Source organism: Delftia sp. WSY_16, from assembly GCF_043104415.1.
Taxonomy (GTDB): Bacteria; Pseudomonadota; Gammaproteobacteria; order Burkholderiales; family Burkholderiaceae_C; genus Comamonas; species Comamonas tsuruhatensis.
In genome coordinates this window covers 190,802-215,695 of the sequence record NZ_JBICKS010000019.1, presented here as the reverse complement: position 1 = coordinate 215,695, position 24,894 = coordinate 190,802, and the positions used below count along the sequence as shown (strand labels likewise).

23 protein-coding genes are annotated in these 24,894 nt (G+C 66.9%); 10 read left to right on the top strand and 13 right to left on the bottom strand.

Annotated elements, in window-relative coordinates; genetic code table 11:
• Nucleotides 1-6: 6 nt before the first annotated feature.
• Nucleotides 7-297, bottom strand: coding sequence for a glycine zipper 2TM domain-containing protein (locus ACF8O7_RS10410; RefSeq protein WP_016451238.1), 291 nt, complete (start codon nt 295-297; stop codon nt 7-9).
• 273 nt (nt 298-570) lie between these two features.
• On the opposite strand from ACF8O7_RS10410, the gene ACF8O7_RS10405 reads away from it, so the two are divergent.
• Nucleotides 571-1,221, top strand: a complete 651-nt coding sequence (locus ACF8O7_RS10405; RefSeq protein ID WP_016447666.1) for a DedA family protein — start codon at nt 571-573, stop codon at nt 1,219-1,221.
• A gap of 85 nt (nt 1,222-1,306) precedes the next feature.
• Here ACF8O7_RS10405 and ACF8O7_RS10400 read toward each other — a convergent pair whose 3' ends face one another.
• The 3 genes from ACF8O7_RS10400 to tsaE all read right to left on the bottom strand — a co-directional run bounded on the left by ACF8O7_RS10400 (nt 1,307) and on the right by tsaE (nt 3,763).
• Nucleotides 1,307-1,531, bottom strand: coding sequence for a glycine zipper domain-containing protein (locus ACF8O7_RS10400; RefSeq protein ID WP_279494584.1), 225 nt, complete (start codon nt 1,529-1,531; stop codon nt 1,307-1,309).
• Nucleotides 1,532-1,742: 211 nt separating this feature from the next.
• Nucleotides 1,743-3,239: an N-acetylmuramoyl-L-alanine amidase gene (locus ACF8O7_RS10395; RefSeq protein ID WP_392443303.1), complete on the bottom strand. Its 1,497-nt coding sequence runs from the start codon at nt 3,237-3,239 to the stop codon at nt 1,743-1,745.
• Nucleotides 3,236-3,763 (bottom strand): tRNA (adenosine(37)-N6)-threonylcarbamoyltransferase complex ATPase subunit type 1 TsaE, encoded by a 528-nt coding sequence (tsaE, locus tag ACF8O7_RS10390; RefSeq protein WP_016447663.1) that lies wholly within the window; start codon nt 3,761-3,763, stop codon nt 3,236-3,238. The genes ACF8O7_RS10395 and tsaE overlap by 4 nt, the downstream gene beginning before the upstream one ends.
• 12 nt (nt 3,764-3,775) lie before the next feature.
• On the opposite strand from tsaE, the gene queG reads away from it, so the two are divergent.
• The 3 genes from queG to ACF8O7_RS10375 all read left to right on the top strand — a co-directional run bounded on the left by queG (nt 3,776) and on the right by ACF8O7_RS10375 (nt 9,231).
• Nucleotides 3,776-4,831: a tRNA epoxyqueuosine(34) reductase QueG gene (queG, locus tag ACF8O7_RS10385; protein WP_392443301.1), complete on the top strand. Its 1,056-nt coding sequence runs from the start codon at nt 3,776-3,778 to the stop codon at nt 4,829-4,831.
• Nucleotides 4,832-4,945: 114 nt separating this feature from the next.
• Nucleotides 4,946-7,981: a diguanylate cyclase gene (locus ACF8O7_RS10380; RefSeq protein WP_392443298.1), complete on the top strand. Its 3,036-nt coding sequence runs from the start codon at nt 4,946-4,948 to the stop codon at nt 7,979-7,981.
• A 224-nt stretch (nt 7,982-8,205) separates the two neighbouring features.
• A complete protein-coding gene (locus ACF8O7_RS10375; RefSeq protein ID WP_392443296.1) occupies nt 8,206-9,231 on the top strand; it encodes a helix-turn-helix transcriptional regulator in 1,026 nt (341 codons plus the stop codon).
• Here the strand turns inward: ACF8O7_RS10375 and speB are convergent.
• Both speB and ACF8O7_RS10365 read right to left on the bottom strand, forming a co-directional pair.
• Nucleotides 9,228-10,298 carry an agmatinase gene (gene speB / locus ACF8O7_RS10370; protein WP_392443294.1) on the bottom strand — a complete coding sequence of 357 codons (1,071 nt, stop codon included), beginning with the start codon at nt 10,296-10,298 and terminating at the stop codon, nt 9,228-9,230. The two genes, ACF8O7_RS10375 and speB, sit on opposite strands and share 4 nt — an antisense overlap.
• A gap of 14 nt (nt 10,299-10,312) precedes the next feature.
• Nucleotides 10,313-11,701 carry a sodium:solute symporter gene (locus tag ACF8O7_RS10365; protein WP_016447657.1) on the bottom strand — a complete coding sequence of 463 codons (1,389 nt, stop codon included), beginning with the start codon at nt 11,699-11,701 and terminating at the stop codon, nt 10,313-10,315.
• A gap of 231 nt (nt 11,702-11,932) precedes the next feature.
• Between ACF8O7_RS10365 and ACF8O7_RS10360 the strand changes: the two genes are divergently transcribed.
• A complete protein-coding gene (locus ACF8O7_RS10360) occupies nt 11,933-12,826 on the top strand; it encodes a LysR family transcriptional regulator (protein ID WP_016447656.1) in 894 nt (297 codons plus the stop codon).
• Between the two features lie 21 nt (nt 12,827-12,847).
• On the opposite strand, the gene ACF8O7_RS10355 is transcribed toward ACF8O7_RS10360, so the two are convergent.
• Nucleotides 12,848-13,756: an AEC family transporter gene (locus ACF8O7_RS10355; RefSeq protein ID WP_047219406.1), complete on the bottom strand. Its 909-nt coding sequence runs from the start codon at nt 13,754-13,756 to the stop codon at nt 12,848-12,850.
• Between the two features lie 327 nt (nt 13,757-14,083).
• Here ACF8O7_RS10355 and ACF8O7_RS10350 point away from each other — a divergent pair, with 327 nt between their 5' ends.
• The 3 genes from ACF8O7_RS10350 (at nt 14,084) to ACF8O7_RS10340 (ending at nt 17,236) form a co-directional block, all read left to right on the top strand.
• Nucleotides 14,084-15,046: a tripartite tricarboxylate transporter substrate binding protein BugE gene (locus ACF8O7_RS10350; RefSeq protein WP_012206917.1), complete on the top strand. Its 963-nt coding sequence runs from the start codon at nt 14,084-14,086 to the stop codon at nt 15,044-15,046.
• A gap of 103 nt (nt 15,047-15,149) precedes the next feature.
• Nucleotides 15,150-16,106: a site-specific tyrosine recombinase XerD gene (gene xerD / locus ACF8O7_RS10345; protein ID WP_392443466.1), complete on the top strand. Its 957-nt coding sequence runs from the start codon at nt 15,150-15,152 to the stop codon at nt 16,104-16,106.
• A 131-nt stretch (nt 16,107-16,237) separates the two neighbouring features.
• A complete protein-coding gene (locus ACF8O7_RS10340; protein ID WP_392443291.1) occupies nt 16,238-17,236 on the top strand; it encodes a Bug family tripartite tricarboxylate transporter substrate binding protein in 999 nt (332 codons plus the stop codon).
• Nucleotides 17,237-17,332: 96 nt separating this feature from the next.
• Here ACF8O7_RS10340 and ACF8O7_RS10335 read toward each other — a convergent pair whose 3' ends face one another.
• The 3 genes from ACF8O7_RS10335 to ACF8O7_RS10325 all read right to left on the bottom strand — a co-directional run bounded on the left by ACF8O7_RS10335 (nt 17,333) and on the right by ACF8O7_RS10325 (nt 20,953).
• Entirely contained in the window at nt 17,333-18,622 is a 1,290-nt protein-coding gene (locus ACF8O7_RS10335) for an EAL and HDOD domain-containing protein (protein ID WP_016447651.1), read from the bottom strand.
• Nucleotides 18,623-18,680: 58 nt separating this feature from the next.
• Nucleotides 18,681-19,958, bottom strand: a complete 1,278-nt coding sequence (locus tag ACF8O7_RS10330) for an EAL and HDOD domain-containing protein (RefSeq protein ID WP_016451246.1) — start codon at nt 19,956-19,958, stop codon at nt 18,681-18,683.
• A gap of 188 nt (nt 19,959-20,146) precedes the next feature.
• A complete protein-coding gene (locus ACF8O7_RS10325; RefSeq protein WP_046240924.1) occupies nt 20,147-20,953 on the bottom strand; it encodes a ferritin-like domain-containing protein in 807 nt (268 codons plus the stop codon).
• 54 nt (nt 20,954-21,007) lie between these two features.
• On the opposite strand from ACF8O7_RS10325, the gene ACF8O7_RS10320 reads away from it, so the two are divergent.
• Nucleotides 21,008-21,532, top strand: coding sequence for a gamma carbonic anhydrase family protein (locus ACF8O7_RS10320; protein ID WP_016451248.1), 525 nt, complete (start codon nt 21,008-21,010; stop codon nt 21,530-21,532).
• Nucleotides 21,533-21,567: 35 nt separating this feature from the next.
• Nucleotides 21,568-22,560: an Hsp33 family molecular chaperone HslO gene (locus ACF8O7_RS10315; protein WP_034399424.1), complete on the top strand. Its 993-nt coding sequence runs from the start codon at nt 21,568-21,570 to the stop codon at nt 22,558-22,560.
• A gap of 12 nt (nt 22,561-22,572) precedes the next feature.
• On the opposite strand, the gene ACF8O7_RS10310 is transcribed toward ACF8O7_RS10315, so the two are convergent.
• The 3 genes from ACF8O7_RS10310 to eno form a co-directional block, all read right to left on the bottom strand.
• Nucleotides 22,573-23,001 (bottom strand): hypothetical protein, encoded by a 429-nt coding sequence (locus ACF8O7_RS10310; RefSeq protein WP_392443289.1) that lies wholly within the window; start codon nt 22,999-23,001, stop codon nt 22,573-22,575.
• A 175-nt stretch (nt 23,002-23,176) separates the two neighbouring features.
• Nucleotides 23,177-23,455, bottom strand: a complete 279-nt coding sequence (gene ftsB, locus ACF8O7_RS10305) for a cell division protein FtsB (protein WP_017404372.1) — start codon at nt 23,453-23,455, stop codon at nt 23,177-23,179.
• A 64-nt stretch (nt 23,456-23,519) separates the two neighbouring features.
• Nucleotides 23,520-24,806 carry a phosphopyruvate hydratase gene (gene eno / locus ACF8O7_RS10300; protein ID WP_012206907.1) on the bottom strand — a complete coding sequence of 429 codons (1,287 nt, stop codon included), beginning with the start codon at nt 24,804-24,806 and terminating at the stop codon, nt 23,520-23,522.
• Nucleotides 24,807-24,894: the final 88 nt, after the last annotated feature.

The window sequence follows — 24,894 nt, the reverse complement described above, 5'->3', positions numbered from 1 at the left end:
GCGGCCTCAGCGGCGGCGGCCGGCACGGTCGCTGTTGCTGCCCATCTGGTTGCCGACCAGCGCACCGGCGGCCGCGCCGCCCACGGTTCCCAGCGTGGTGCCGAACAGGGCACTGCCCAGCACGCCACCGGCCACGGCACCCACGCCCGTGCCCAGCTGCGCGTTGTTGGGACGGTGGGCGCAGCCGCCCAGGGCCAGCGCGCCGGCCACAAGGGCGGCGACGGCCAGGCTGCGGCCCATGGTGGTGCCCGACTTGCGTTCAGTCATGCGCTCGAAGGTGCGAAGGGTCTTGTTCATGGCTTGCTTCCTTTTGTCCTGATGATGGTGGTGAGGCCGGGCCGGCGGTGCCGACGGCATGCAAGGACTTTGCCTGCAAAAAGCTGACGCACTCGTGAGTTTTTCGTAGAGTTTTATCAAGTTGTGTAACAAAACAGGCGCGATTCCAAGCATTTGTAGTTCCATGCAAGCGCCGGTGTGCGCGGCGGTGCGATCGGCTCTGGCTCGGCTGTGGGGGCATGCCGGCGAAGTACAGTACGGGCCGGTGCGGCGCCCGCCGCGGAGGACCTTCTTTTGGAAATCATTCAGTTCCTGATCGACTTCATCCTGCACATAGACAAGCACCTGGAGGCCTTCGTCGTGGCCTATGGACCCTGGGTGTACGCGCTGCTGTTTCTCATCGTCTTCGTGGAGACGGGCGTGGTGGTCATGCCCTTTCTGCCCGGCGACTCGCTGCTGTTCATCGTCGGCGCGCTGTGCGGCGTGGGGCTGATGGACTATTCGATCGCCTGCACCGTGCTGCTGGTGGCGGCCGTGCTGGGCGACCAGTGCAACTACACCATAGGCCGCTACATAGGGCCCAAGGTGTTCCAGTGGGAGGATTCGCGCTGGTTCAACCGGCGTGCCTTCGACCAGGCCCATGCGTTCTACGAGCGCTACGGCGGCATCACCATCGTGCTGGCGCGCTTCATGCCGTTCATCCGCACCTTTGCCCCCTTCGTGGCCGGTGTGGCTGCCATGGACCGGGGCAAGTTCACGGCCTTCAACGTGGGCGGAGCCATTGTCTGGGTGTTCGGCATCAGCGCCGCCGGCTATTTCTTCGGCAACCTGCCCTGGGTGCGCGAGAACCTGGAGAAGATCATCTGGGGCCTGATCCTGGTGCCGGGCCTGATCGCCATCTTCGGCGCATGGCGCGCGGGCCGCGCGCCCAAGACGGCTTCCTGAGCCTTCAGCGCCCAGCAAAAAGCCCCTTGAGCCGTGATGGCGCAAGGGGCTTTTTCGTTCAGTGGCCGAACGGCGGCGGCAGGGGTCAGCGGCGGTCGTTGCGCTTGCCCACCTCGTTGCCGATGAGTGCGCCAGCGGCTGCGCCGCCCACGGTGCCCAGCGTGCTGCCGAACAGTGCGTCACCCACCACACCACCGGCCACGGCGCCGACGCCGGTACCGATCTGGGCGTTGCTGGGGTTGGTGGAACAGCCGGCAGAGAACAAGGCAATGGCGGCAGCGGCGGCAATGGAATAAATGCGTGTCTTCATGTTCATCTCCTGTCGTGGCCTGCGTTGCTTCGGCGGATGGATGGTGGCGCAAGCATTGTGTGGAACATGTTGGCATGCTCTCATTCACGGCCTGCGGCCGTGGTAGGAGAGTTGCCCGAGCTGGGGCCGGGCGGTTTGGAAGCGTCCGGTCCTGCCTGTCCGACAGCGGCGGCGGACGGCATGCCGCCGTGCCTGTGGCAACCCTCGCGGCTCAGACGGAGCGGCTGCGGGCCAGCGGCGGGTTGTGCGCGAAGTAGTTGCGGATGCCGCGCATCAGCGCGTCGGCCAGCTGCACCTGGTAGGCGCTGCTGCGCAGCCGGGCTTCTTCCTCGGGGTTGCTGATGAAGGCGGTCTCCACCAGCACGCTGGGGATGTCGGGCGCCTTGAGCACGGCAAAGCCGGCCTGCTCCACGCGCGGCTTGTGCAGCTTGGCCATGTTGCCGATCTCGCCCAGCAGGGCGCCGCCGAGCTTGAGGCTGTCCTTGATCTGGGCCGTGGTGCTCATGTCCAGCAGCATGCGCTGCACGTGCTGGTCCTGCGAGCCCATGTTCAGCCCGCCCACGAGGTCGGACTGGTTTTCCTTGTTGGCCAGCCAGCGCGCGGCCGTGCTGGAGGCGCCCTTGTCGCTGAGCGCAAAGACGCTGGCGCCACGCGCGGCCGGCGTGGTGAAGGCATCGGCATGGATGCTGATGAAAAGGTCGGCCTGAACGCGCCGGGCTTTCTCGACGCGGGTGGCCAGCGGCACGAAGAAGTCGGCGTCGCGCGTCATGAAGGCGCGCATGGGGCTGCCGCCGATGCGGGTGTTATTGATGCGATCGCGCAGCAGGTGGGCGATCTTGAGCACCACATCCTTCTCGCGCGTGCCGCTGGGGCCGGTGGCGCCGGGGTCCTCGCCGCCGTGGCCCGGGTCCAGCGCCACGATGATGATGCGGTCGGTCTGGCGCGAGGTGGCGATGTTGGGCGCGGCAATGGGGGCAGGGGCCGGAACGGGCGCAGGCGCTGGGGCAGGAGGACGCGGCGCAGCCGCGGGAGCCGGCGCCTGCGCGATCACGGCAGGCGGCGGCGCAGGCGTCTTGCCGCCCGGGCCGCCGCTGTGCTGGGCGATCAGGTCGCCCAGAGGGTCGGGGGCCGGCGCCGCGGCGCCTGGGGGGCGGGGCATTGCGGGTGCAGGAGGTGGTGGAGGTGCCGACGCCACGGCGGTGTCGTCGCTGGAGGCATCACGCAGGCGCTCGCTGATCAGCGCTTCCAGCGGGTCCACGGCCTTGGCCGGGTACAGGTCGAACACCAGCCGGTGCTTGTAGGCCGCCACCGGCTGCAGGGTGAAGACCTGGGGCTTGGCGGGCTGCTTGAGATCGATCACCAGGCGCACCACGCTGGGCGAGTTCTGGCCCACGCGGATGGATGCGATGTTGGGGTCGTCGGAGCGCACCTTGGCGACCAGCTCGCGCAGCGCGGGATTGAGGTCGATGCCTTCGATGTCCACGGCCAGCCGAGGCGGCTGGTCCACGAAGAACTGCTTGGCAGCCAGCGGCCGGTCGGACTCGATGGTCACGCGCGTGTACTCTGGCGCAGGCCAGACGCGCACGGCCACGATGGTGGCGCCGTGCGCAATGTGCTGGCGGCCCAGCAGCAGCACGATGGAGCCCGCCTGCAGCAGGTTGCGGCGCGACAGGCCGGACGGATAGGAGAAGGATTGGGCGTCGCTCATGCCTTGAGTGCTTCGATCACGGCGCGTCCGACGGGCGTGCCGGCGATCAGGCTCACCTGGCGCTGCGTCTCGTCGATTGCTTCGATATGAATAGCTATATCTGCCGCAGGCGTAAGCGCTGCGGCCTTTTCGGGCCATTCTGCCAGCTTGAGACCGGGGCTGGCGAAAATATCGCGAAATCCTGCATCCTCCCACTCGCGCGGATCGTCGAAGCGGTAGAAGTCGAAATGCCAGATGGACAGGCCCGGCGCCTCGTGCGGCTCCACCACGGCATAGGTGGGGCTTTTGATGCGGCCCTGCACGCCCAGTGCGCGCAGCCAGTGCCGCACCAGCGTGGTCTTGCCGGCGCCCAGGTCGCCGTGCAGCGTGACGTAGGCATTGCGCAGCGCCGGATGGTCCGCGAGCTGCTGCGCAAACCGCTGCGTGTCTTCCTCGCTGCCCCATATCCAGCGATGGCCCGCAGTTTCCGCATCCTGCGGCCGGGCGCTTTCTACAATCGAGGGAGTATGTTGTGCAGCAGTCAATTGGTTCCTTTGATGCAAGGCTGGGCCCGCGAACTGGGATTTTCCCAAATTGGCGTGGCTGGCGTGGATTTGTCGTCTGCGGAGCCGGGTTTGATGCAGTGGCTGGCCCAGGGGTTCCATGGCGAGATGGACTATATGCAGGCCCACGGACTGCGCCGCGCGCGGCCTGCCGAGCTGGTGCCGGGCACCGTGAGCGTGATCACGGCCCGCATGGACTACCTGCCGCGCGACACGCCCGCCGACGCGCCCGGCGCCTGGCAGGCCATGGAGTGGGAGAGGCTGCAGCGGCCTGCCGAGGGCATCGTCTCCGTCTATGCCCGGGGCCGTGACTACCACAAGGTGCTGCGCAACCGGCTGCAGAAGCTGGCAGAGCGCATCGCCCAGGAGGTCGGCCCCTTCGGCCACCGCGCCTTCACCGATTCCGCTCCCGTGCTGGAGGCCGAGCTGGCCCGGCGCAGCGGCCAGGGCTGGCGTGGCAAGCACACGCTGGTGCTCAACCGCGAGGCAGGCTCCATGTTCTTCCTGGGCGAGATCTATGTGGACCTGGCGCTGGAGCCCACGGCGCCGGTGAACGCGCACTGCGGCAGTTGCGCAGCCTGCATCACGGCCTGCCCCACGGGCGCCATCGTGGCGCCGCACCGGGTGGATGCGCGGCGCTGCATCTCCTACCTGACCATCGAGCATGCGGGCGCCATTCCCGAGGAGTTGCGGCCGCTGATGGCCAATCGCATCTACGGCTGCGACGACTGCCAGCTGGCCTGCCCCTGGAACAAGTTTGCCCAGCCCAGCCGCCTGCCTGATTTCGATGCGCGCGAGATCCTGGCTGGCGGGCAACTGGTGCACTTCTTCGCCTGGGACGAGGCGACCTTCCTGCGCCTGACCGAAGGTAGCCCCATCCGGCGCATAGGCCATGCGCGCTGGCTGCGCAACGTGGCCGTGGCGCTGGGAAACGCCTGGCGTGAAACCGGCGATACGGCACTGCGCCAGGCGCTGGCCAGCCGCGCCGAACATCCCGACGCCATGGTGCGCGAGCATGTGGCCTGGGCACTGTCGCAAAGATCGGATTGAGCTGATAAGCCGGGGCGCTGGTGTATGAAACAATTGTTGCGCTCAGTCTGAGGGCTCCCCGGCGGCCTGTTGCGGGCCACCGCCCCTGAGGGCGCGGGGTCTGTGTGACTCAACATGGTGTTCGATATGCGCGCAAAGCCTTTCCGTCTGCTGAACGCCGAACCTCTCACCCAGACCGCCGTGGCCGTCTGGGTAGGCCTGTGCTGCGTGCTGCTGGCCACGGTGGCGTACTGGACGGTGCTGGTGGACAGCCATCGCACGCAGCGAAACTTCACCGAAGCCCAGTCCTGGCTGCGCGTGGGGCAGATGTCGCATGCGGTTTCGGTGCAGGTGCAGACCCTGCTGTCCGGCCTGGACTACACCATGCGCGGCCTGGAGTCCGACTTTGCCGATGGCGAGGCCGACGTCTTTCAGCATGCCGTGCAGACCACCTTCGATGCCTATCCGGCCGGTACCTTCCTGCAGATCGCCGTGGCCGACGAGAGCGGGGACATCGTCTACTCCAATCTGCAGCAGGATGCGCAGACCCGGGCCGCCAAGGTCTCGATCCGCGACCGGGAGCATTTCCAGGTCCATGCCAACCGCGAGACCATGGGGATGTTCATCGGCCGGCCCGTGCAGGGGCGCGTCTCCCATAAATGGACCATACAGCTGAGCCGCGCGCTGTACCGCCAGGGGCGCTTCTCGGGCGTGCTGGTGCTGTCGCTGTCGCCCGACTACATCTCGGGGTATTTCCAGTCCATCTTCGATGGCGCCAAGGACGTGATCTTGCTGCTGCGCACCGACGGTGTCTATCTGGCGCGCTCTCAGGGACAGGACGAGGTGATGGGGCGTTCGGTCTCCGATGTGCGCGTGTCACAGTTCGCGCCGGCCATGGAGCGCGGCACCTACGAGGCCGAGTCCTCGGTCGATGGCGTGCTGCGCATGTATGCCTGGAGCAGGGTGGAGGGCTATCCGCTGATCGTCAGCGCAGGGCTGGACAAGAAGGCCATCTTCGAATCGCTGGAGGAATCGCTGGAGCGCGGCCTGCTGCGCAATGGCATAGGCACGGCGGTGCTGCTGCTGGCCGTACTGCTGACGCTGTGGCTGGCGCGCCAGCGCCAGCTCAGCGAGCGCATGCGGCTGCAGGGCGAGCGGCGCTTCGCGCGGCTGGCGCAGGAGGTGCCCGGGGGGCTGTTCCAGTTCCGCATCGGCGCGGATGGCCAGTTCCAGTTTCCCTTCACCAGCCCGGGGTTCTTCGAGCTGCATGGCGCAAGGGCTGACGCCGTCCGGTTCGCCGACCATGAACTGCTCAAGCGCGTGCACCCCGAGGATCTGCCCGCCCTGGCGACCTCGGTGCAGGACAGCGTGGGGCGCAAGGATGTCTGGGAGCACAAATACCGCGTCTACGGGCCTGGAGGCGAGCTGCGCTGGCTGCACGGCCACGCCCGGCCGCAGCAGGAGGAAGACGGCTCGCTGCTGTGGCATGGCTATGTGCACGACGTCACGCAGGACCAGGCCATACAGGAATCCATACGCCACAGCGAGGAGCGCCTGCGCCTGACGGTGGGCGCCGTGCGTGACGGCCTGTGGGAGTGGGACTGCCGCAGCGGCCATGTGGAGTGGGATGCGCGCTGCTACCAGATGCTGGGCTTCGAGCCAGGCCAGTTCCCCATGAACTACGACGCCTTCTGCGCGATGGTCCATCCCTCGGACAGGGCGCGCGTGCTGGCGCGGCTGCAGCGCCATGCCGAGGCCGGTGCCGACTTCCGTGTGGAGATGCGGCTGCGCGGCTCGGCCGACAGCTGGCTGTGGGTGGAGTCGCGCGGCGAGATCACCCAGCGCGATGCCGACGGCAAGCCCGTGCGCATGCTGGGCACGCACACCGACATACAGCAGCGCGTGGAGCAGTCCCGCCTGATCAAGGCCTTGCTGGACCGGGGCAGCGCCCTCATCGTGATGGCCGGTCCCCAGCGCGAAATCCTCTATGCCAACGAGCGCGCGGCGCAGACCTTCCAGATCGAGACGGAGCGGCTGCCCGGTGGCGTGAACCTGCGCTCGCTGCATGTCAGCGACGAGAGTTTCGAACGCTTCGGCCAGCTGTACGGGCAGCTCAACGCACGCGGCACGGTGCGCACGGAATGGATTCTGCGCATGCCGTCGGGCTCGGACCACTGGTTCGACATGCAGGGCTCGCTGCTGGACCCCGACGAGGACGATGGCCGCGTCATCTGGACCATGATCGACACCGATGCGCGCCGGCGCGCCGAGACCGCGCTGGCCGAGACCCAGCACCGGCTGGAGGCCATCATCGACCGCTTTCCCGCAGGCATCCTGGTCACCGACGCGCAGGGCCGCCATGTGCTGGCGGCCAACCGCATGCTGGCCGCTGCCCTGCAACTGGACATGGCGCCTGCCGCCCTTGTGGGGCTGGGCATGCCGGCGCTGATCCAGCTGCTGCCGGCGTCGGTGGCGGGCGTGCTCAGCGCAGGGCCCGTGGCCGGCCGCTCCCTGCATGCGCTGCCCGATGGCCATTATGTGGAGATCGAGGGCATGCAGCTGCGCGACGGTGACCGCTCCATCGGCCATTGCTGGGTCTTCCACGATGCGACGGAGAGGCAGCAGCGCGAATCCCAGCTGGAAACGCTGGCGCTGACCGATGCGCTGACGGGCATTCCCAACCGCCGCGCCTTCCTGGAGCGGCTGGCGATGGAGCTGGACCATCTGCGCAGCGGCCTGGTCGCGCATTCCACGCTGATCATGCTGGACATAGACCACTTCAAGCAGGTGAACGACGGCTACGGCCACGCGGTGGGCGACATCGTGCTCAAGGAACTGCTGGCCTCGGTGGCGCAGGAGATGCGCAGGGAAGACATGGTGGGACGGCTGGGCGGCGAGGAATTCGCCGTGCTGCTGTCCGACACCAATGCGGAGGTGGGCCTGCGGCGCGCCGAAAGCCTGCGCGAAGCCATTGCCGGGCAGGCCATCGATGCGGGCAAGGCCGGAGACCTGCACATCACCATCAGCCTGGGCGTGTACGAGCTGCAGCGCAGCGATGCCTCGGCCCAGGGCTGCCTGGAGCGTGCCGACGCAGCGCTGTACTACTCCAAGCGCAATGGCCGCAACCAGTCCACGCTGTGGAGCGAGCGGCTGCCAGCCATCGCGCGGTGATCCGGGCCGCTTTGGCGCAACGGCCTAGGAATTCATCCCGGTCAACTGCCGATTTTCAGAATGGTCCAATGGCCTGATGGCGCCGGAATCCCGAAAATCCAGGGTTCATGCTGCCGCGTGGCCCTGTCGTCGGTCCGTCTGCCCGAGTCCCCGGGGCGCGATCGACTTCCCCGCACAGCCCCTCACAAAAACAGGCCGCGCGCTGCGCGCCGGGCGAGGAATGTATGACATACAACCGGTGGTCCACGATGCATGTCGCTCCCCTGGGGCGAGCGCAATTCTGGAGCGATGCCAGCCGTGAGGCGCAGATGCCGCACACGCCCCTGGTGGCGCGGCCCGAGCGCTTCGAGGCCGTGCTCACATCGCGTGGCGTGGGCGCGGTGGTGTTCAACCGCATCCAGATGGCGGCGGGCCACGGCATGCAGCGCCTGCAGGCGGGTTGCCAGCGCGCGAGCCCGGCCAGCCTGCTGTGCCTGCTCTACCTCAAGGGCCGCGCCCGGGTGTCTGCGCTCGATGGGCCGGGCGCGGCGGTTGCGGGCGGCGAGTCGCATGCGCAGCCCGGCCAACTGTTCCTGCTGGACGAGCGGTGCGGCTACCGCATCTGGCAGGACGAAGCCGTGGACCTGCTCGTGCTGGCCGTGCCGCTGGCGCTGATCGATTCGTGCGCAGGCATGGCTTCGCAACTGCTGGCACGCAGCCTGCCTGACTGCGCGTCGTTGCAGCTGCTCGTCCAGCAGATGCAACTGATCCATGCATGGCAGGCGCCCCTGCCCGAGGGCGAGTCCGCGCAGCTTTCCGATCTGGTCATCAACACCTTGAAGACCGTGCTGCAGGCTGGGGCCGAAATGGCTGCAGCCCGGCCTGACGCGCCCATGCACGTGCTGTTGTGCCGGGTGCGCCAATTGATCGCCCGCCAATATCCGGACCCGGCGCTGGGGCCGGAGCGCGTGGCATCGAGGCTGGGACTTTCCGTGCGCTCGCTGCAATCGCGGCTGTCGCGCGAAGGCACCAGCCTCAGCGCCGAACTCATGGACTATCGACTGGAGCGCGCCCATGCGCTGCTGCGCACAGCGAAGCCGGGAACGCTGGGCGTCACGGAAATCTCGCAGCGCTGCGGCTTCAACTCGCTCGCGCATTTTTCCCGGCGCTTCAGGGCACGCTACGGCAGCACGCCGCTGGAGCTGCTGCGTAAGCCGGGGGCGGAGGGCATGGGGCCGTCCACCTGGCACGGGGACGGGGCGGGCACCTAGACAGGGCTTGCGGCGCCTCGGTCGGCGTGGCGTGCGCAGATCAGGCTGAGGATTTCGAACAGCATCTGCGCGCCCGCATGGGCGGTGTTGGTGGTGGCGTCGTAGGCGGGCGAGACCTCGACCACGTCACCGCCCACGATGTGGATGCCGGCCAGGCCGCGCACCATGGCCTGGGCTTCGCGCACCGTCAGGCCTCCCACCTCGGGCGTGCCCGTGCCGGGCGCAAAGGCCGGGTCCAGGCAGTCGACGTCGAAGGAGACGTAGACGGGCGCATCACCCACCACCTCGCGTGCGCGGGCAATGACGCCGTCCACGCCCAGCGCGGGAAGGTCCTCTGCGTGGATCACCGTCATGCCCGACTCGTAGGAGAACTCCCAGAGATATTCGGCCGCGCCGCGTATGCCGATCTGGATGGTCCGCGTGGGGTCGAGCACGCCATCCAGCACGGCCTGGCGAAAGGGGCCGCCGTGGTGGAAGCGGCTGCCGTCGAAGGGGCCGCCAGTATCGCAGTGGGCATCGAAGTGGACCAGGGCCACTGGCCGGTCGCGGCCCAGCGCGCGCAGTATGGGCAGGGTGATGGAGTGGTCTCCGCCTGCAGACAGCGGAATCACGCCGGCCGCATGGATCTTCGCGAAGGTCGACTCTATGTCGCGGTGCGACTGCTCCAGGCTGTAGCGGCTGGACAGCGGCACGTCGCCGATGTCCGCCACGCGCAGCTCGCGCGTGGGCGCGGATCTGAGCACATGGTTGTAGGGGCCCACGCGCTCTATCGCGCGCAGCGCCCTGGGCCCGAAGCGGCAGCCGCTGCGGTTGCTGATGCCCAGGTCCATGGGCACGCCGATCAGCGCGGCCTGCAGTTCGCCGAAGTCCGGGCGGCTCCAGTCCATGGGGTGCATGGGGGCATCCAGCAGCGTGGGAATGCCTGCGTAGGGTGCGCTGCGCGTGCCGCTGGCGTCGATGATGTGAGCGGCCACGGTGCGGAAATGCGGATCGTGGATGACGGACTCGTTGTCTCCGCCGAAGCGCGCACGCAGCGCGGCCAGCCTGTCTGCAGTAAAGAGGGTCATGGGTGTCCCTTGGTTCAGGATTGGATGCCCGACAGGGAGCGCTGCTGCGAGCGCTGCGCCAGGCTGATGAGGATGAAACTGGCCGTGCTCATGGCCAGGCTGGCGTAGATCGGCGTGTTGGCGGCCAATCCGTCGCGGACCATGAAGACCACTGCCGTGGCGCAGCCCAGCAGCATGCTGGCAATGGCGCCCGCCGTGGTGGCGCGGCGCCAGTAGATGGCGCCGATCAGCGGCACCAGCATGCCGCCCACGAGCAGGTTGTAGGCGGTGGTCAGGGCATTGAGCACGTCGTCCACCACCAGGGCGATGCCGAGCACGGCAAGGCCCACCAGCAGCGTCAGCAGCCGGTGCCAGCGCACATCGGCCAGCGGCTTGCCTTGCCGCAGCAGGGGCACGAGGTCTTCGGCCAGCACGGTGGAGCCCGCCAGCATGGCCGCGCTGGCGGTGGACATCATGGCGGCCAGCGCGGCAGCGATCACCAGGCCGCGGACGCCGTCCGGCAGGCTGGCCTGCACGATGGCGGCAAAGGCGTTGTTGGGATTGTCCAGTTCCGGCAGCAGCACCCGCGCCGCCATGCCCACCAGGGCGCCGACCAGCCCGTAGACCACGCAGTACAGGCCGGCGAGGCTGCCCGCCACGGCGGCCACGCGTTCGCTGCGGGCCGTGAACACGCGCTGCCACACGTCCTGGCCGATCATGATTCCGAAGAAATAGATGACGAAGTAGGTGGCGATGGTGTCCCAGCCGATGTATGTGACATCGAAGCTGGACGCAGGCAGCCGTGCAACCAGCTGGTCCCAGCCGCCCACGCGGTACAGGCAGATGGGCAGCAGGATCAGCATCAGGCCCGCGGTCTTGATCACGAACTGCACGATGTCCGTCAGCGTCAGCGACCACATGCCGCCCACGGCCGAGTAGATGACCACGACGCCACCGCCCACCAGGATGGAGATCCACAGAGGCAGGTCGAACAGCACCTGCATCACGGTGCCGATGGCGATCACCGACGTGGCCGCCAGCATCAGCGCATAGGCCAGCATCACCAGTGCGCTGGCCTGCTGGGTGCGGGCGCTGTAGCGCCGCTCCAGCACCTGGGTCACGGTGCAGATGCGCAGCCTGAGCAGGGGCTTGGCCAGGAACAGGTTCAGCACCAGCAGGCCCGCACCCAGAGCCGCGCACAGCCACAAGCCCGAGATGCCGTACACGTAGCCCAGGCGTACCGTGCCCACCGTGCTGGCCCCGCCGATCACCGTGGCAGCCATGGTGCCCATGTACAGGCCCGGCCCGAGGTTGCGGCCCGCCACGAGAAAGTCCTCCTGCGTCTTCGCGCGGCGCATGCCGTACCAGCCCAGCAGCAGCATGGCTGCCGCGTAGATCACTACCACCGAGATATCAAGCACCATGGTCTCTCTCCCCTTTTGTTCCGACCCCGTGTGCAGGGTCCTTCTGAAACAGCGGTATTCACGCAAGTGAATGTCACGGACCGCCCCTCTTGTTCTGCGCTGGCAGCGTGCTCCGGTGAACCGAAGCGCGCCGCAACAGCCGTGAATGCTAGACAGCAGCCGGGCTTGCATCCATTTCAAGTTCCATCTACAAACATCGATGAACATCGATCTTTGCTGAGTGAAAACCCCATGCTCCATACCGTTTCAGATCTCGACCTGCGGCTGCTGCGCGTTTTTCTGGCCATCGTCGACGCGGGCGGTGTATCGGCTGCGCAGGCCATTCTTGGCGTGGGGCAGTCCACGCTCAGCAGCCAGCTGTCCACGCTGGAGACACGCCTGGGGTTCAGCCTGTGCGAGCGCGGGCGCGGCGGCTTTCGCCTGACGGCCAAGGGCCGGCGCTTCGTCGACCTGGCCCGCGCTGCGCTGCAGGGCCTGGAAGGATTCAGCGCGCAGGCGCGCAACATGCACAGGCAACTGGTCGGCAGCCTGGCCATCGGCCTGATCGGCAATGCACCCACGGAATACAACGCGTTGATGGGGCGGGCCATACAGCGCTTTCGCCAGCGCGACGAGGCCGTGCGCCTGTCTGTGCTGGTGCGCGGGCCGCGCGAGCTGGAGGAAATGCTGCTGCGCGATGAGCTGCAGGTCGCCGTGGGCTATTTCCTGCACCGCGCCCCGGCGCTGGAATACACGCGGCTGTTCAGCGAAAGGCAGGTGGCCTATTGCAGCGCCAGCCATCCCTTTGCCGCGCGCGCGGGCCGCATCGGCGCGCAGGAGGCGGGCGAAGCCGACTGGACCTGGCGCACCTATCCACTGCCGCAGGCGCCGCTGACGGGGCGCCCGCGCCATGTCACCTCGGAGGCGGACAACATGGAGGCGGCCGCCATCCTCATCCTGTCAGGCGCCCACCTGGGCTACCTGCCAGAACATTACGCAGCGCCCTATGTGGCTGCCGGCCTGCTGCATGCGCTGGACGAATCCCTCTTCAGCTATGACGTGGACATCACCATGGTGGCCAGGAAGCGCGCACGCCAGGACGACATCACGGCCGCCTTCACGGACGACATGCGTGCCGTGCTGTAGGGGCGCCGCGGCACAGCGGCATCAGAACTGCAGCAGGCTCAGCGCAAACGGCAGGCTGAGCACGCCCAGCAGCGTGGACAGCGTGACCAGCCCCGCCACATACGAGCCGTTGTAGCCCATGCGCGCGGCCAGCACATAGCACGACGATGCGGTGGGCAGAGCCGAGAAGGCCATGAGGATCAGCGCCTGCGCACCGCTGAGGCCAAATGCCCGCACCATGGCATAGGCGATCAGCGGCTGCACCAGATGCCGCACGGCCAGCAGGCACACGGCCAGCAGCTTGCCGGCGGCCAGCGCGCCGAACTGCATGCCGGCGCCGGCCGACATCAGGCCCAGCGCGATGGAGGCTGCGCCTATGCGGGAGACTGACGGCTCGAGCAGCGCGGGCAGCTTCAGCCCCAGCGCGCTGAACACCAGGCCCGACAGCGTGCCCACGATCAGCGGATTGCGCACCAGTTGCCCCAGGAAGTGCTGGTTGCTGCCGCGCGCCATGGGCCAGACGGCCGCGATATTGCACAGCGGCACGCTCACGCCTATCAGCACCGAGATGAACAGCAGGCCCTCAGGCCCCGCCAGTCGGCTGGCCAGCGCCAGGCCGATGAAGGAGTTGAAGCGAAACGCCACCTGCACGGCGCCGGCATGCTCGCGCACATCGATGCGGCCGCGCAGGCCCGGCCACCAGGGCAGGCTGTAGGCCAGGCCGATGCCGACCAGGGCCGCACACACGCCAGCGGCCAGCAAGTGGGAGGTGGCACCCCAGTCCACCGGGCTCTTGACGATGGAGTGGAACAGCAGCACCGGGAACAGCAGGTAGTACACCAGCGCCTCCACCGCCTGCCAGACCGTGCGATTGAGCTGTGTGAAGCGGCACAGCACGTAGCCAAGCACGATGAGCGAAAAATCGGGGAAGAGCAGCACGGCGTAGTTCACGGGGGCTGAGCATAAGCGCAACCCCGCAGTCGCCGCGTCTCCCGAGAAACCATGGCGCGAGGCTAGGGGTAAACACCGGGAAATCAGTGCTGCGACAAACTGTGACAACCGGGCCCCGGGCCTTAGCATCGCTGGGGTCCACACAGCCAATCCGAAAGCGCAGGTCCTGACGACCGTCAAGCGCGCAGCGGGCTCCAGGCCCCAACATGGCTGTTCCGTGGCAGCGTTTGCGAGCCTCCGTTTCGCAGACCATCCATCCGCAGGCACGGCCTTGCGGATGTCCATGAAAACCTCTTCGTCAACACGACCCCCAAAAGGAGATCCTGTATGAATCGTCGCAGCTGGATGGGACTGACCCTGGTCCTCGCAAGCACCGGAGCCCTGGCCCAGGCCTACCCCACCAAGCCGATCAAGCTGGTGGTGCCCTTCGCCCCCGGTGGCACGACCGACATCATCGCCCGCGTGATCGCCGAACCCCTGACCAAGGAACTGGGCCAGCCCGTGGTGGTGGACAACCGCGGCGGCGGCGGTGGCGTCATCGGCGCCATGGAAACCGCGCGCTCGCAGCCCGATGGCTACAGCCTGGGCATCGCCACGGTCTCGACCACGGCGACCAACCCCGCGATCAACCCCAAGATCTCGTACAACACGCTGACGGACTTCACGCCCATCATCAACGTGGCGGCCACGCCCAACGTGATTGCGGTGAACCCCAAGTTCCCCGCCAAGGACTACAAGAGCTTCGAGGCCGAACTCAAGAAGTCCCAGGGCAAGTACTCCTATGCGTCCTCGGGCACGGGCGGCATCCAGCACATGCTGATGGAGCTGTACAAGAGCCTGACCAACACCTTCGTCACCCACATCCCCTACCGCGGCGCGGGCCCTGCGCTCAACGACGTGGTGGCGGGCCAGGTGCCCATGGTGCTGGACAACCTGCCCTCGGCCCTGCCGTTCATCAAGGACAACCGCCTGGTGCCCATCGTGGTGGCCGCGCCCCAGCGCCTGGCCGTGCTGCCCAATGTGCCCACCTTCAAGGAAGTGGGCCTGGAGCCGGTGAACCGCATGGCCTACTACGGCATCCTGGGCCCCAAGAACATGCCCAAGGATGTGGTGGACAAGATCAACGCCGCCGTGCGCAAGGTGCTGCAGGACCCGGCCGTGCGCAAGCGCATCGAGGACACGGGCTCCCTGGTCATCGGCAACTCGCCTGAAGAGTTCGCCAAGCAGATCAAGGACGAGTACGAGACCTACAAGAAGGTGGTTGCCCAGCAAAAACTCACGCTGGAGTAAGCACCGCCCTGAGCGGTTGGCTCAGAACCCGAGGCTCCTTGCGGACCTCGGGTTTTTTCGTTGTAGGCTTGATGGGATGTCCCAAGTGCCTGCCGCTTCCATCATGTCCCCCTCGGTTGCCGAAGCCGAACCTGCTGCCGATCCTGCATCCTGGCCCGCGCCGCTGCCGGCCAGCCTGGATGCGCTGGACCTTTTCATGGATGCGCTGCTGCTGGAGGACGGGCTGTCGCGCAATACGCTGGCGGCCTACCGCCGCGATCTGACGGCCTGGGGGCGGTGGCTGGCGCACCAGCGGCCGCCGCTGGCGCTGGATGCGGCGGGCGAGCTGGAACTGCAGGGCTATTTCGCGGTGCGCGTGGAGCAGACCAAGGCCAGTTCTTCCAACCGGCGGTTGACGGTGCTGCGCCGCTACTACCACTGGGCGCTGCGCGAGCAGCGCATTGCGGCCGATCCCACGGTGCGCATGCTGGCGGCACGGCAGCCGCCGCGCGTGCCGCATACGCTGACGCAGGCTCAGGTGGAGGCGCTGCTCAAGGCGCCCGATGTCGATACGCCGCTGGGCCTGCGTGACCGCGCCATGCTGGAGCTGATGTACGCCAGCGGCCTGCGCGTGAGCGAGCTGGTGGATCTGCCGATGCATGGCATCGATCTGCGCTCGGGCGTGCTGCGCGTGACCGGCAAGGGGCAAAAGGAAAGACTGGTGCCCTTCGGCCAGGAGGCACATTGGTGGCTGGAGCGCTATCTGGCCACGGCGCGCGGCGCCATCCTGGGCGGGCAGCGCAGCGATGCGGTCTTCGTGACCCAGCGAGGGGCTGCGATGAGCCGCGTGATGTTCTGGGTCATCGTCAAGCGCTGTGCGCAGATGGCCGGCATTGCGGCACCGCTGTCGCCGCACACGCTGCGCCATGCCTTCGCCACGCATTTGCTCAACCACGGCGCTGACCTGCGCGTGGTGCAGATGCTGCTGGGCCATGCCGATATTTCCACCACCACCATCTACACCCATGTGGCGCGCGAGCGGCTCAAGGCCCTGCACGCTTTGCACCATCCGCGTGGTTGATTGGATGTGGTCGGTTCGCCGGATTGCCTATTTCTGGCGTTGAAACCGTCGAAGTGGCAAAGCCCGCCTCGGGGATATGTGCTTTGCACAACAATCACCGCCGTGTTCGATGTGTTTCTGCGGAGTTCTCGATGACTGATTTCCTGCGCCGGCATGTGCTGGTGACTTCCATGCTGGCGGCGACGGTGGCTGCCGCGGCCCTGCCGATGTCTGCGTCGGCTGCCGATGCGGCATGGCCCAGCCGGCCCATCCGCGTGGTGGTTTCCTACCCGGCCGGCGGCGTCAGCGATGTGGTAGCCCGCGCCCTGGGCGAGAAGCTGGCCGCCCGCCTGGGCCAGCCCGTGGTGGTGGACAACAAGGCCGGCGCCGGCGGCGCCATCGGCCTGGACCTGGTGGCCAAGGCCGCACCCGATGGCTACACGCTGGGCTTTTCCTCCATCAGCCCGCTGACGCTGAGCCCGCACCTGGGCAAGCCCCTGTTCGATCCGCAGCGCGACCTGGTGCCCGTGACCAGCGTGATGTACTCGCCCGTGCTGCTGCTGGGCACGGCCCGCTCCACGGCGGCCGACTTCAATGCGCTGGTGGCCCAGGCCAAGGCGCAGCCCGGCGAAGTGCGCTGGGCCACGGCCGGCCTGGCCTCGCTGGGCCACATCATGCTCGAGCAGATCATGCATACCTCGCAGGTCCGGATCACGCACATTCCCTACAAGGGCGGCGGGCAGCAGCTCAATGACGGCCTGAGCGCGCAGTTCGAAGTGCTGTCCACCAATGCCGGCCCGGCCGTTTTGCAGCACATCAAGGCGGGCAAGTTCAAGGCCCTGGCCGTGGGCGCACCCCAGCGCCTGGAGTCGCTGCCCGGCGTTCCCACGCTGGCCGAACTGGGCTACAAGAGCGCCAACATGACCTCGGTGTTCGGCATCTTCGCGCCCGCTGGAACGCCTGCGCCCGTGCTGCAAAAGCTCAATGCCGAGATCAACCAGGTGCTGGCCCAGCCGGACATGCGCGCCAAGCTGGAGGCCACCGACAACGTGGCCATGGGCGGCAAGGCCGAGGACTTTGCACGCCAGATCGAGGCCGAGTCCCAGTCCAACGCGCGCATCATTCGCGCAGCCGGCATCAAGCTCAATTGATGGAGCGCAGGGCGCCACCGGCGCCCATGCAAAAAGGGCTTGCAGCCGTCATGGCCGCAAGCCCTTTGTCTTTGGTGCCGGATGTGCGGGGCCCGCCTATGCCATGGGCTCGTCCGCCGTGAGATTGTCGGCCCAGGCCAGGGCCTGCAGATGCGCCCAGTTGACCTGGTGGTTGGACAGCTGCAGTGCATTGGCTGCGCGCGCGAAGCCTTCGTCATCGCCGCTTTCGCAGGCACGCGTCAACTCCAGGAAGGGCGCGAACACGCCCTTGTTGTGCACCAGCGCATCGATCACGGGCTGGGGCAGGGCGATGGACTCCAGCGCCTTTTCCATGGGCTGGCCCAGCATCACGTCCAGCAGCGAGAACACGCCGACCACGAAGGCGTTGTCGCACTCCTCGGGCGAGAGCAGCTCGGCCGTCAGCAACTCCATCAGGCGCCCGCGGACCACGGCGGTCTGGCCCACGGCCGGCGGCGTGCCGCCCGCGCGCGAAGTGGTCAAAAGCAGGGCCGCCCAGCGGAACAGCTTCTTGAGGCCCAGGATCATCACCGCGTGGCGGAACGAGGTGATCTCGCACGACAGGCCGAAGCCCGAGGAGTTGATGAAGCGCAGCAGGTTGAAGGACAGCGTGGGATCCTTCTTGAGCAGGGCTTCGATCTCGTCCGTGCTGGCCTGCTGGCGCACCAGATTGATCAGCTGGATGATTGTGGCCTGCGTGGGGCGGATGGTGCGCGCCTGCACGAGTTGCGGCTGGGCGAACCAAAAGCCCTGGAACAGCCGCACGCCCAGGTCGCGCATGCGCTCGAACTGCTCGGAGGTCTCGACCTTTTCGGCCACGATCTGGGCATTGGTATGGGCGCGCGCGAACTTCACCAGGGTCTCGGCATCGGCCAGTGCGAAGGTCTGCATGTCCAGCTTGATGAAGGCGGCCGCAGGCAGCCAGCTGGCATAGGCGCGGCGCAGCAGGTGCTGGTTGAAGGCCAGGCGGAAGCCGCGCTGGCGCAGGGCCTGGAAGGTGGGCAGGCGTTCCTCGATATCGGCAGCCGTGGCGTTCTCGCCCAGCGTGGGCACCTCCAGCACCACCTTGTCGGGGTGGATCAGTTCCAGGTGGCCGCCGGCCAGGCTGTCATGCGTGCAGTTGATGAAGACTGTCTTCTTGCCCACCAGCGCTTCGGCGCCCGCATACGACAGCGCGTTGAAGAGCAGGGCGGCATCGGAGGCCGCCGTGTGCGCATGCTGGGCCGTGGAGCGGTCGAAAAGCTCATAGCCGAAGACATCGCGCGCCTCGTTGACGATGGCCTGGCGCGCAATGACGGCCACCTGCCCGTCCTCCACCCCGGCTGGCAGGGGGGGCGGCGGAGCGGAGGAGTTGTCGTTGGTAGTCATTTGGAAGCTGAGAAAGATGGATGAGCGATGGCTTTCGATGGCGTTCTATAGCTTATAGCTATAGCGAGCTGTCTGCCAGTTGGTCGGTCCAGGCCAGGGCCTGCAGATGGGCCCAGTTGATCTGCTGGCTGCTCAGGCGCAGCGCGCCTGCGCTGCGGTGGAAGGCTGCATCGTCGCTGGCTTCGCAGGCCTGGGCCAGGATCAGCAGCTCGCCCAGCACGCCTTCGTGGCGCAGCACGGCGGCGGAGACGGCGTCGGGCACGGGGATCAGGCTCATGGCCACGTCCTGCGGCAGGTCCAGCATGCTGCCCAGCAGCGAGAAGATGCCGACGACGAAGGCCTGGTCGGAGTCTTCCTCGCTCAGCGATTCCTGGGCCAGCAGCTCCATCAGCCGCCCTCGGATCACGGCGGTCTGGCCGATGGCCGGCGGCGGGCCGCCGTTGCGCGATGCGGTCAGCAGCATGGCCGCCCAGCGGAACAGCTTCTTGAGGCCCATGAGCATCACGGCCTGGCGGAACGAGGTGATCTCGCGCTGCACGCCGAAGCCCACGGAATTGATCAGGCGCATCAGGTTGAAGGCCAGGCCCGCATCTTTCTTGAGCACATCCTCGATGGCATCGGTGCTGGCCTGCTGGCGCACCAGATTCAGCAGCTGGACAATGCTTTGCTGCGAGGGCGACAGCAGCTTGGTGCGCACCACCGTGGGCCGCGCGAACCAGAAGCCCTGGAACAGCTGTATGCCCAGGCGGCCCACCTGCTCATGCTGCTGGGCGCTTTCCACCTTCTCGGCGATCAGCTCGGCGCGCGTGTGGCGGCCGGCAAAATTGACCAGCACGGCCAACTGGTCAGGGGCCAGCACGGACAGGTCGAACTTGATGTAGTCGGCCAGGGGCAGCCAGGCTGCATAGGCGGACTCCAGCACCGTGTGATTGAAGGCCAGGTTGAAACCGCGTGCGCGCAGATTGCTGAGGATGGGCAGGCGGGCCTGTACCTCCTGCTGGGCGGCCAGGCCCAGCGGCGGTATCTCCAGCACCACCTTGTCGGGGTTGAGCAGCTCCAGATGCCCGCCGGCCAGGCTTTCATGCGTGCAGTTGACGAACATCAGCTTGGTGCCAACCAGATCTTCTTCGCCCGCATGCGACAGGGCCGTGAACACCAGGGACACATCCGAGGCCGCCGTATGGTCCGGGTAGGCGCGCGAACGGTTGAAAAGCTCATAGCCGATGATCTGCTGCACCCCGTTGACGATGGCCTGGCGCGCAATCATTCCCCGATCCGTGGACGCGGGGCTGGCCACAGGGGCATCGTTGAAGAGATGGACAGGCAATTCGGTCATGGAGTGTTCGGTCGAAGGGACACGGGAAGCAGCAGATCTGATTGTAGGAATGTTCTGAATAAATATGCCGACAGGCAGTGTCTGCTGGGACAAGTCCGATTGCGGAGTCGGACCCATCCTAGTTTGTAAACCATTGTGTGGCTTCACGAGCGGCCTGGGCCTGTCCGCACGGCGCAGGCAGGCTTTCTTCAGACCTGCTGCAACCAGGCCAGTTCAGTATCGGTGAAGCCTGCGGCGCGGCGTGCGCGTTCGTTGAAGGGCGGGCGCAGGCGCGGCGCCTCGTAGCGCAGGGTCAGCGCCTGGTAGTGGGCCTCGGGCTCCAGGCCTTCGCGCTCGCACAGCCAGCGGTACCAATGATTGCCTATGGCCACGTGGCCCACTTCCTCGCGCAGGATGATGTCGAGGATGTCCACCGCCGCCAGCGCATCGGGCGCGCGCGTGTTGCGCAGCTTGTTCTGGATCTGGGGCGTGGCGTCCAGGCCGCGCGCCTCCAGCGTGCGCGGCACCAGGGCCATGCGGGCCACCACGTCATGGGCGGTCTTCTCGCACATGGTCCACAGGCCCTGGTGGGCCGGGAAATCGCCGTAGTCGTGGCCCAGGTGCGCACGCAGATGCTCGCGCAGCAGGCGAAAGTGCTTGGCCTCCTCGGCGGCCACCTGCAGCCAGTCCAGGTAGTACTGCTGCGGCATGCCGTCAAAGCGCCAGACGGCGTCCAGCGCCAGATTGATGGCGTTGAACTCGATGTGGGCTATGGCGTGGATCAGCACGGCCCGGCCTTCCGGCGTCGCCGGCGAACGCCTTGCAACGGCGGTGTGGTGGCGCAGCTCGGGCCGCAGCGGGCGGCCCGGCAGGTCCGGCGCGGGATCCGGCAGGGCCGGTGCCTGCGGTGCTATTGAATAAAGCGCCTGCCGCGCATACATGTCCAACGCGGCGGCGGCCTTTTCTTCGGGGTCCGTGAGGCACAAGACCTCAAGGGCGCGGTGACGTAACTCCATCCCTACAATTCTAGGTTTCCTGCCATCACCAATAATTGACGGAGACAAAGACCCATGGCGATCTATGAACTGGATGGAGTGGCCCCTGAAGTGGCGGCGTCGGCCTGGGTGGCCGACAGCGCCGAAGTGATGGGCAATGTGCAGCTGGCCGAAGACGCCAGCATCTGGTTCGGCGCCGTGCTGCGCGGCGACTGCGAGAGCATCACCATCGGTGAGGGCAGCAACATCCAGGACGCCAGCGTGCTGCATGCCGACCTGGGCAAGCCGCTGGTCGTGGGGCGCCACGTGACCGTGGGCCACCAGGTCATGCTGCATGGCTGCACCATTGGCGACGAGTCGCTGATAGGCATCGGTGCCGTGGTGCTCAACGGCGCGAAGATCGGCCGCAACTGCCTGGTCGGCGCCGGAGCACTCATCACCGAAGGCAAGGAATTTCCCGATGGCTCGATGATCATCGGCAGCCCGGCTAAGGCCGTGCGCCAATTGACGCCCGAGCAGATCGAGGGCTTGCGCCGCAGCGCCCAACACTATGTCGACAATGCGCGACGGTTCAAGACCGGGCTGCGCAAGCTGGGCTGAGCGAGGCCCGGCACTTTTTTACGGAATCCATCAGCGTGTCTGAACTGCATAAATTCATCTTCGAAGGCCTGCCCGTGCGCGGCTCCATCGTTCGCCTCACCGATGCCTGGCAGGAAATCCTGCAGCGCCGCGCGGGCAACGGCGAGACCGGCGCCTACCCCGCTGCCGTGAGCGAACTGCTGGGAGAAATGGCGGCTGCGGGCGTGCTCATGCAGTCCAATATCAAGTTCAACGGCGCCCTGGTCTTCCAGGTCATGGGCGATGGCCCGGTCAAGCTGGCTGTGGCCGAGGTGCAGTCCGATTTCGGCCTGCGCGCCACCGCCACCCTGATCGGCGACCCTCCCGAAGGCGCCACGCTGGAACAACTGCTCAATGTGCACGGCGGCGGCCGCTGCGCCATCACGCTGGACCCCAAGGGGCGCCAGCCGGGCCAGCAGCCCTACCAGGGCGTGGTGCCGCTGCAGGATGCGCAGGGCCGGCGCTTCACCAAGGTGTCCGACGCGCTGCAGCACTACATGCTGCAGTCGGAACAGCTGGACACCGTGCTGGTGCTGGCGGCCGACGACCAGGTGGCCGCCGGCCTGCTGATCCAGCGCATGCCGGTCAAGGGTGAGGCCAACCTGGCCGCTGCCACCGAAAGCGAGCAGTCGGGTCAGGATGCCATCGGGCTGAACGAGGACTACAACCGTATCGCCACGCTGGCCTCCAGCCTCACGCGCGACGAGCTGCTCACGCTGGATGTGGAGACCATACTGCGCCGCCTGTTCTGGGAAGAGAAGCTGATGCGCTTCGTGCCCCAGCAGGACGAGGAGCATCCGCGCTTTGCGTGCACCTGCAGCCGTGACCGTGTGGCGTCCATGCTGGTGTCGCTGGGCTCCGAAGAGGTGGAGAGCATCCTGGAGGAGCGCGGCAGCATTGAGGTGGGCTGTGACTTCTGCGGCAAGCAGTACGAATTCGATCCCATCGACGCAGCCCAGCTGTTCACCGAGGCCGGCAAGCAGCCGCCGACCTCGAAGAACGTGCAGTAAATACGCCCGGCTTCAGTCTCGCCCGCTGCGCAGCGCGTCGAACAATCGCCGCTCGCAGTCCGGGTCGCTGCATTGCTCGCAGCCGTAGGGGCGAAGGCGGGCGCCGCGTTGCGCGGGGCTTGCGGGCAGCCAGGACCAGTCCATTTGCGGAGCCTTGAGCCTGAGCGACTCGGCCAGCTGTTGCCATTGCTGGGCGGTATTGCCGTAGAGCACCACGTAGTCGCGTGACTGGCTTTGCAATTGGTCGCGCCAATGCTGGAGCTGTGCGGCAGGGCCATCGCTCACCCCTTCGTGCTCGGTGACGGAGGCTCTCCAATCCAGTCCCAGTAGGTAGACGGCCCCATGTTCCGGCAGAGACTGCCCCGGCTCGGCCGCCAGGCATTGCCAGTCGGCAGGAGATGCTCCGTGGTGCCGCCAGGCCTGGCGCAGTGCATGGGCCATGGAAAGCGCGAGCGCGGGTGGCGATCCCAGAAGAATCACCGGGGGCGGGGGCAAGCGGTCTGTGTCCAAGTACCTGTCTCGGCTTGCGCGCAGGCCCGGGCAAGGGGCGCAGGCGCCTTGTTGCAAAAACACAAGGCCGGCATGAAGCCGGCCTTGGTGCAGGAAATCCCAATCCTCAGCGCCGCACGATCTGCACGAAGATCTCGTTGGGCTTGACCATGCCCAGTTCGCTGCGGGCCTTCTCCTCGACCATGGCTAGGCCGTCCTTGAGGTCGTTGACCTCGGAGGCCAGACGGTCGTTCTCGGCTTTTTCCAGCGCGTTGGCCACGTTCTGGTCGTGGATCTGCTGCTGCAGTTCCTTCACATAGGCCACGCTGCCGTGGCCCAGCCACAGCTGCGCGTGCACGGCAGCCAGCAGGGCGAGCAGGACAATGGGGACGACGCGGTTGACCATGGGGGCAGATATCGCTGACAGGAAAAAGGCTTGCAGGCCCGATGGCTTGCAAGCCTAACGCTTTTCAGCGCAGGTTGTAGAAAGCCTCGCGGCCGGGGTAGTGGGCGATGTCACCCAGGTCTTCCTCGATGCGCAGCAGCTGGTTGTACTTGGCGATGCGGTCCGAACGGCTCAGCGAGCCGGTCTTGATCTGGCCTGCGTTGGTGCCCACGGAGATGTCGGCAATCGTCGAATCCTCGGTTTCACCCGAGCGGTGCGAGATCACGGCCGTGTAGCCGGCGCGCTTGGCCATTTCGATGGCGGCGAAGGTTTCGGTCAGCGTGCCGATCTGGTTGATCTTGATCAGGATGGAGTTGGCGATCTTCTTGTCGATGCCTTCCTTCAGGATCTTGGTGTTGGTGACGAACAGGTCGTCGCCCACCAGCTGGACCTTGGCGGCCAGGCGGTCGGTCAGGATCTTCCAGCCATCCCAGTCGCCTTCGGCCATGCCGTCCTCGATGGAGATGATGGGGTACTTGTCGCACCAGCCGGCCAGCATATCGGTCCACTGGGTGGCGGTCAGCGTCAGGTTGCCTTCACCGGCCAGCACGTACATGCCGTCCTTGTAGAACTCGCTGGCGGCGCAGTCCAGGCCCAGGGCGATCTGTTCGCCGGCCTTGTAGCCTGCGTTTTCGATGGCCTGCAGGATCAGCTGGATGGCGGCTTCGTGGTTTTCCACGGAAGGCGCAAAACCGCCTTCGTCGCCCACGGCCGTGCTCATGCCCTTGTCGTGGATGATCTTCTTGAGCGCGTGGAAGACTTCGGCACCCCAGCGCACGGCTTCGCGGAACGAAGGCGCGCCCACGGGGATGATCATGAATTCCTGCAGGTCCAGGCTGTTGTTGGCGTGTGCGCCGCCGTTGATGACGTTCATCATCGGCACGGGCAGCTGCATGCCGCCCATGCCGCCCAGGTAGCGGTACAGCGGCAGGCCGGCCTCTTCGGCGGCGGCGCGGGCCACGGCCATGGAGACGGCCAGCATGGCGTTGGCGCCCAGGCGGCCCTTGTTGTCCGTGCCGTCCAGGTCGATCAGGGTCTTGTCCAGGAAGGCCTGCTCGGAGGCGTCCAGGCCCAGCACGGCTTCGGAGATCTCGGTGTTGATGTGCTCGACGGCCTTGAGCACGCCCTTGCCCAGGTAGCGGCTCTTGTCGCCGTCACGCAGCTCGATGGCTTCGCGCGAGCCGGTGGACGCGCCCGAAGGCACGGCCGCGCGGCCCATCACGCCCGATTCCAGCAGCACGTCGCACTCGACGGTGGGGTTGCCGCGGCTGTCCAGCACTTCGCGGCCTACGATGTCAACGATTGCACTCATGGCATTTCCTTTGCGGTTTTTGAAATCGGTGTGCAGGCGGGTTCCGGTGAGGTTGCGCCCTGGTGCTTGCCGGGCAAGCGGTATGGGT

Excerpts from the sequence above, each read along its gene's own strand:
- ACF8O7_RS10380 (WP_392443298.1), top strand. The coding sequence starts at position 4,946 with ATGGTGTTCGATATGCGCGCAAAGCCTTTCCGTCTGCTGAACGCCGAA.
- ACF8O7_RS10360 (WP_016447656.1), top strand. The coding sequence starts at position 11,933 with ATGCTCCATACCGTTTCAGATCTCGACCTGCGGCTGCTGCGCGTTTTT.
- ACF8O7_RS10365 (WP_016447657.1), bottom strand. The coding sequence starts at position 11,701 with ATGGTGCTTGATATCTCGGTGGTAGTGATCTACGCGGCAGCCATGCTG.
- ACF8O7_RS10325 (WP_046240924.1), bottom strand. The coding sequence starts at position 20,953 with ATGGAGTTACGTCACCGCGCCCTTGAGGTCTTGTGCCTCACGGACCCC.
- ACF8O7_RS10375 (WP_392443296.1), top strand. The coding sequence starts at position 8,206 with ATGACATACAACCGGTGGTCCACGATGCATGTCGCTCCCCTGGGGCGA.
- ACF8O7_RS10340 (WP_392443291.1), top strand. The coding sequence starts at position 16,238 with ATGACTGATTTCCTGCGCCGGCATGTGCTGGTGACTTCCATGCTGGCG.
- ACF8O7_RS10310 (WP_392443289.1), bottom strand. The coding sequence starts at position 23,001 with ATGGCCCATGCACTGCGCCAGGCCTGGCGGCACCACGGAGCATCTCCT.
- xerD (WP_392443466.1), top strand. The coding sequence starts at position 15,150 with ATGTCCCCCTCGGTTGCCGAAGCCGAACCTGCTGCCGATCCTGCATCC.
- ACF8O7_RS10320 (WP_016451248.1), top strand. The coding sequence starts at position 21,008 with ATGGCGATCTATGAACTGGATGGAGTGGCCCCTGAAGTGGCGGCGTCG.
- ACF8O7_RS10410 (WP_016451238.1), bottom strand. The coding sequence starts at position 297 with ATGAACAAGACCCTTCGCACCTTCGAGCGCATGACTGAACGCAAGTCG.
- ACF8O7_RS10330 (WP_016451246.1), bottom strand. The coding sequence starts at position 19,958 with ATGACCGAATTGCCTGTCCATCTCTTCAACGATGCCCCTGTGGCCAGC.
- queG (WP_392443301.1), top strand. The coding sequence starts at position 3,776 with ATGCAAGGCTGGGCCCGCGAACTGGGATTTTCCCAAATTGGCGTGGCT.
- ftsB (WP_017404372.1), bottom strand. The coding sequence starts at position 23,455 with ATGGTCAACCGCGTCGTCCCCATTGTCCTGCTCGCCCTGCTGGCTGCC.
- ACF8O7_RS10350 (WP_012206917.1), top strand. The coding sequence starts at position 14,084 with ATGAATCGTCGCAGCTGGATGGGACTGACCCTGGTCCTCGCAAGCACC.
- ACF8O7_RS10395 (WP_392443303.1), bottom strand. The coding sequence starts at position 3,239 with ATGAGCGACGCCCAATCCTTCTCCTATCCGTCCGGCCTGTCGCGCCGC.
- ACF8O7_RS10400 (WP_279494584.1), bottom strand. The coding sequence starts at position 1,531 with ATGAAGACACGCATTTATTCCATTGCCGCCGCTGCCGCCATTGCCTTG.
- eno (WP_012206907.1), bottom strand. The coding sequence starts at position 24,806 with ATGAGTGCAATCGTTGACATCGTAGGCCGCGAAGTGCTGGACAGCCGC.
- ACF8O7_RS10335 (WP_016447651.1), bottom strand. The coding sequence starts at position 18,622 with ATGACTACCAACGACAACTCCTCCGCTCCGCCGCCCCCCCTGCCAGCC.
- speB (WP_392443294.1), bottom strand. The coding sequence starts at position 10,298 with ATGACCCTCTTTACTGCAGACAGGCTGGCCGCGCTGCGTGCGCGCTTC.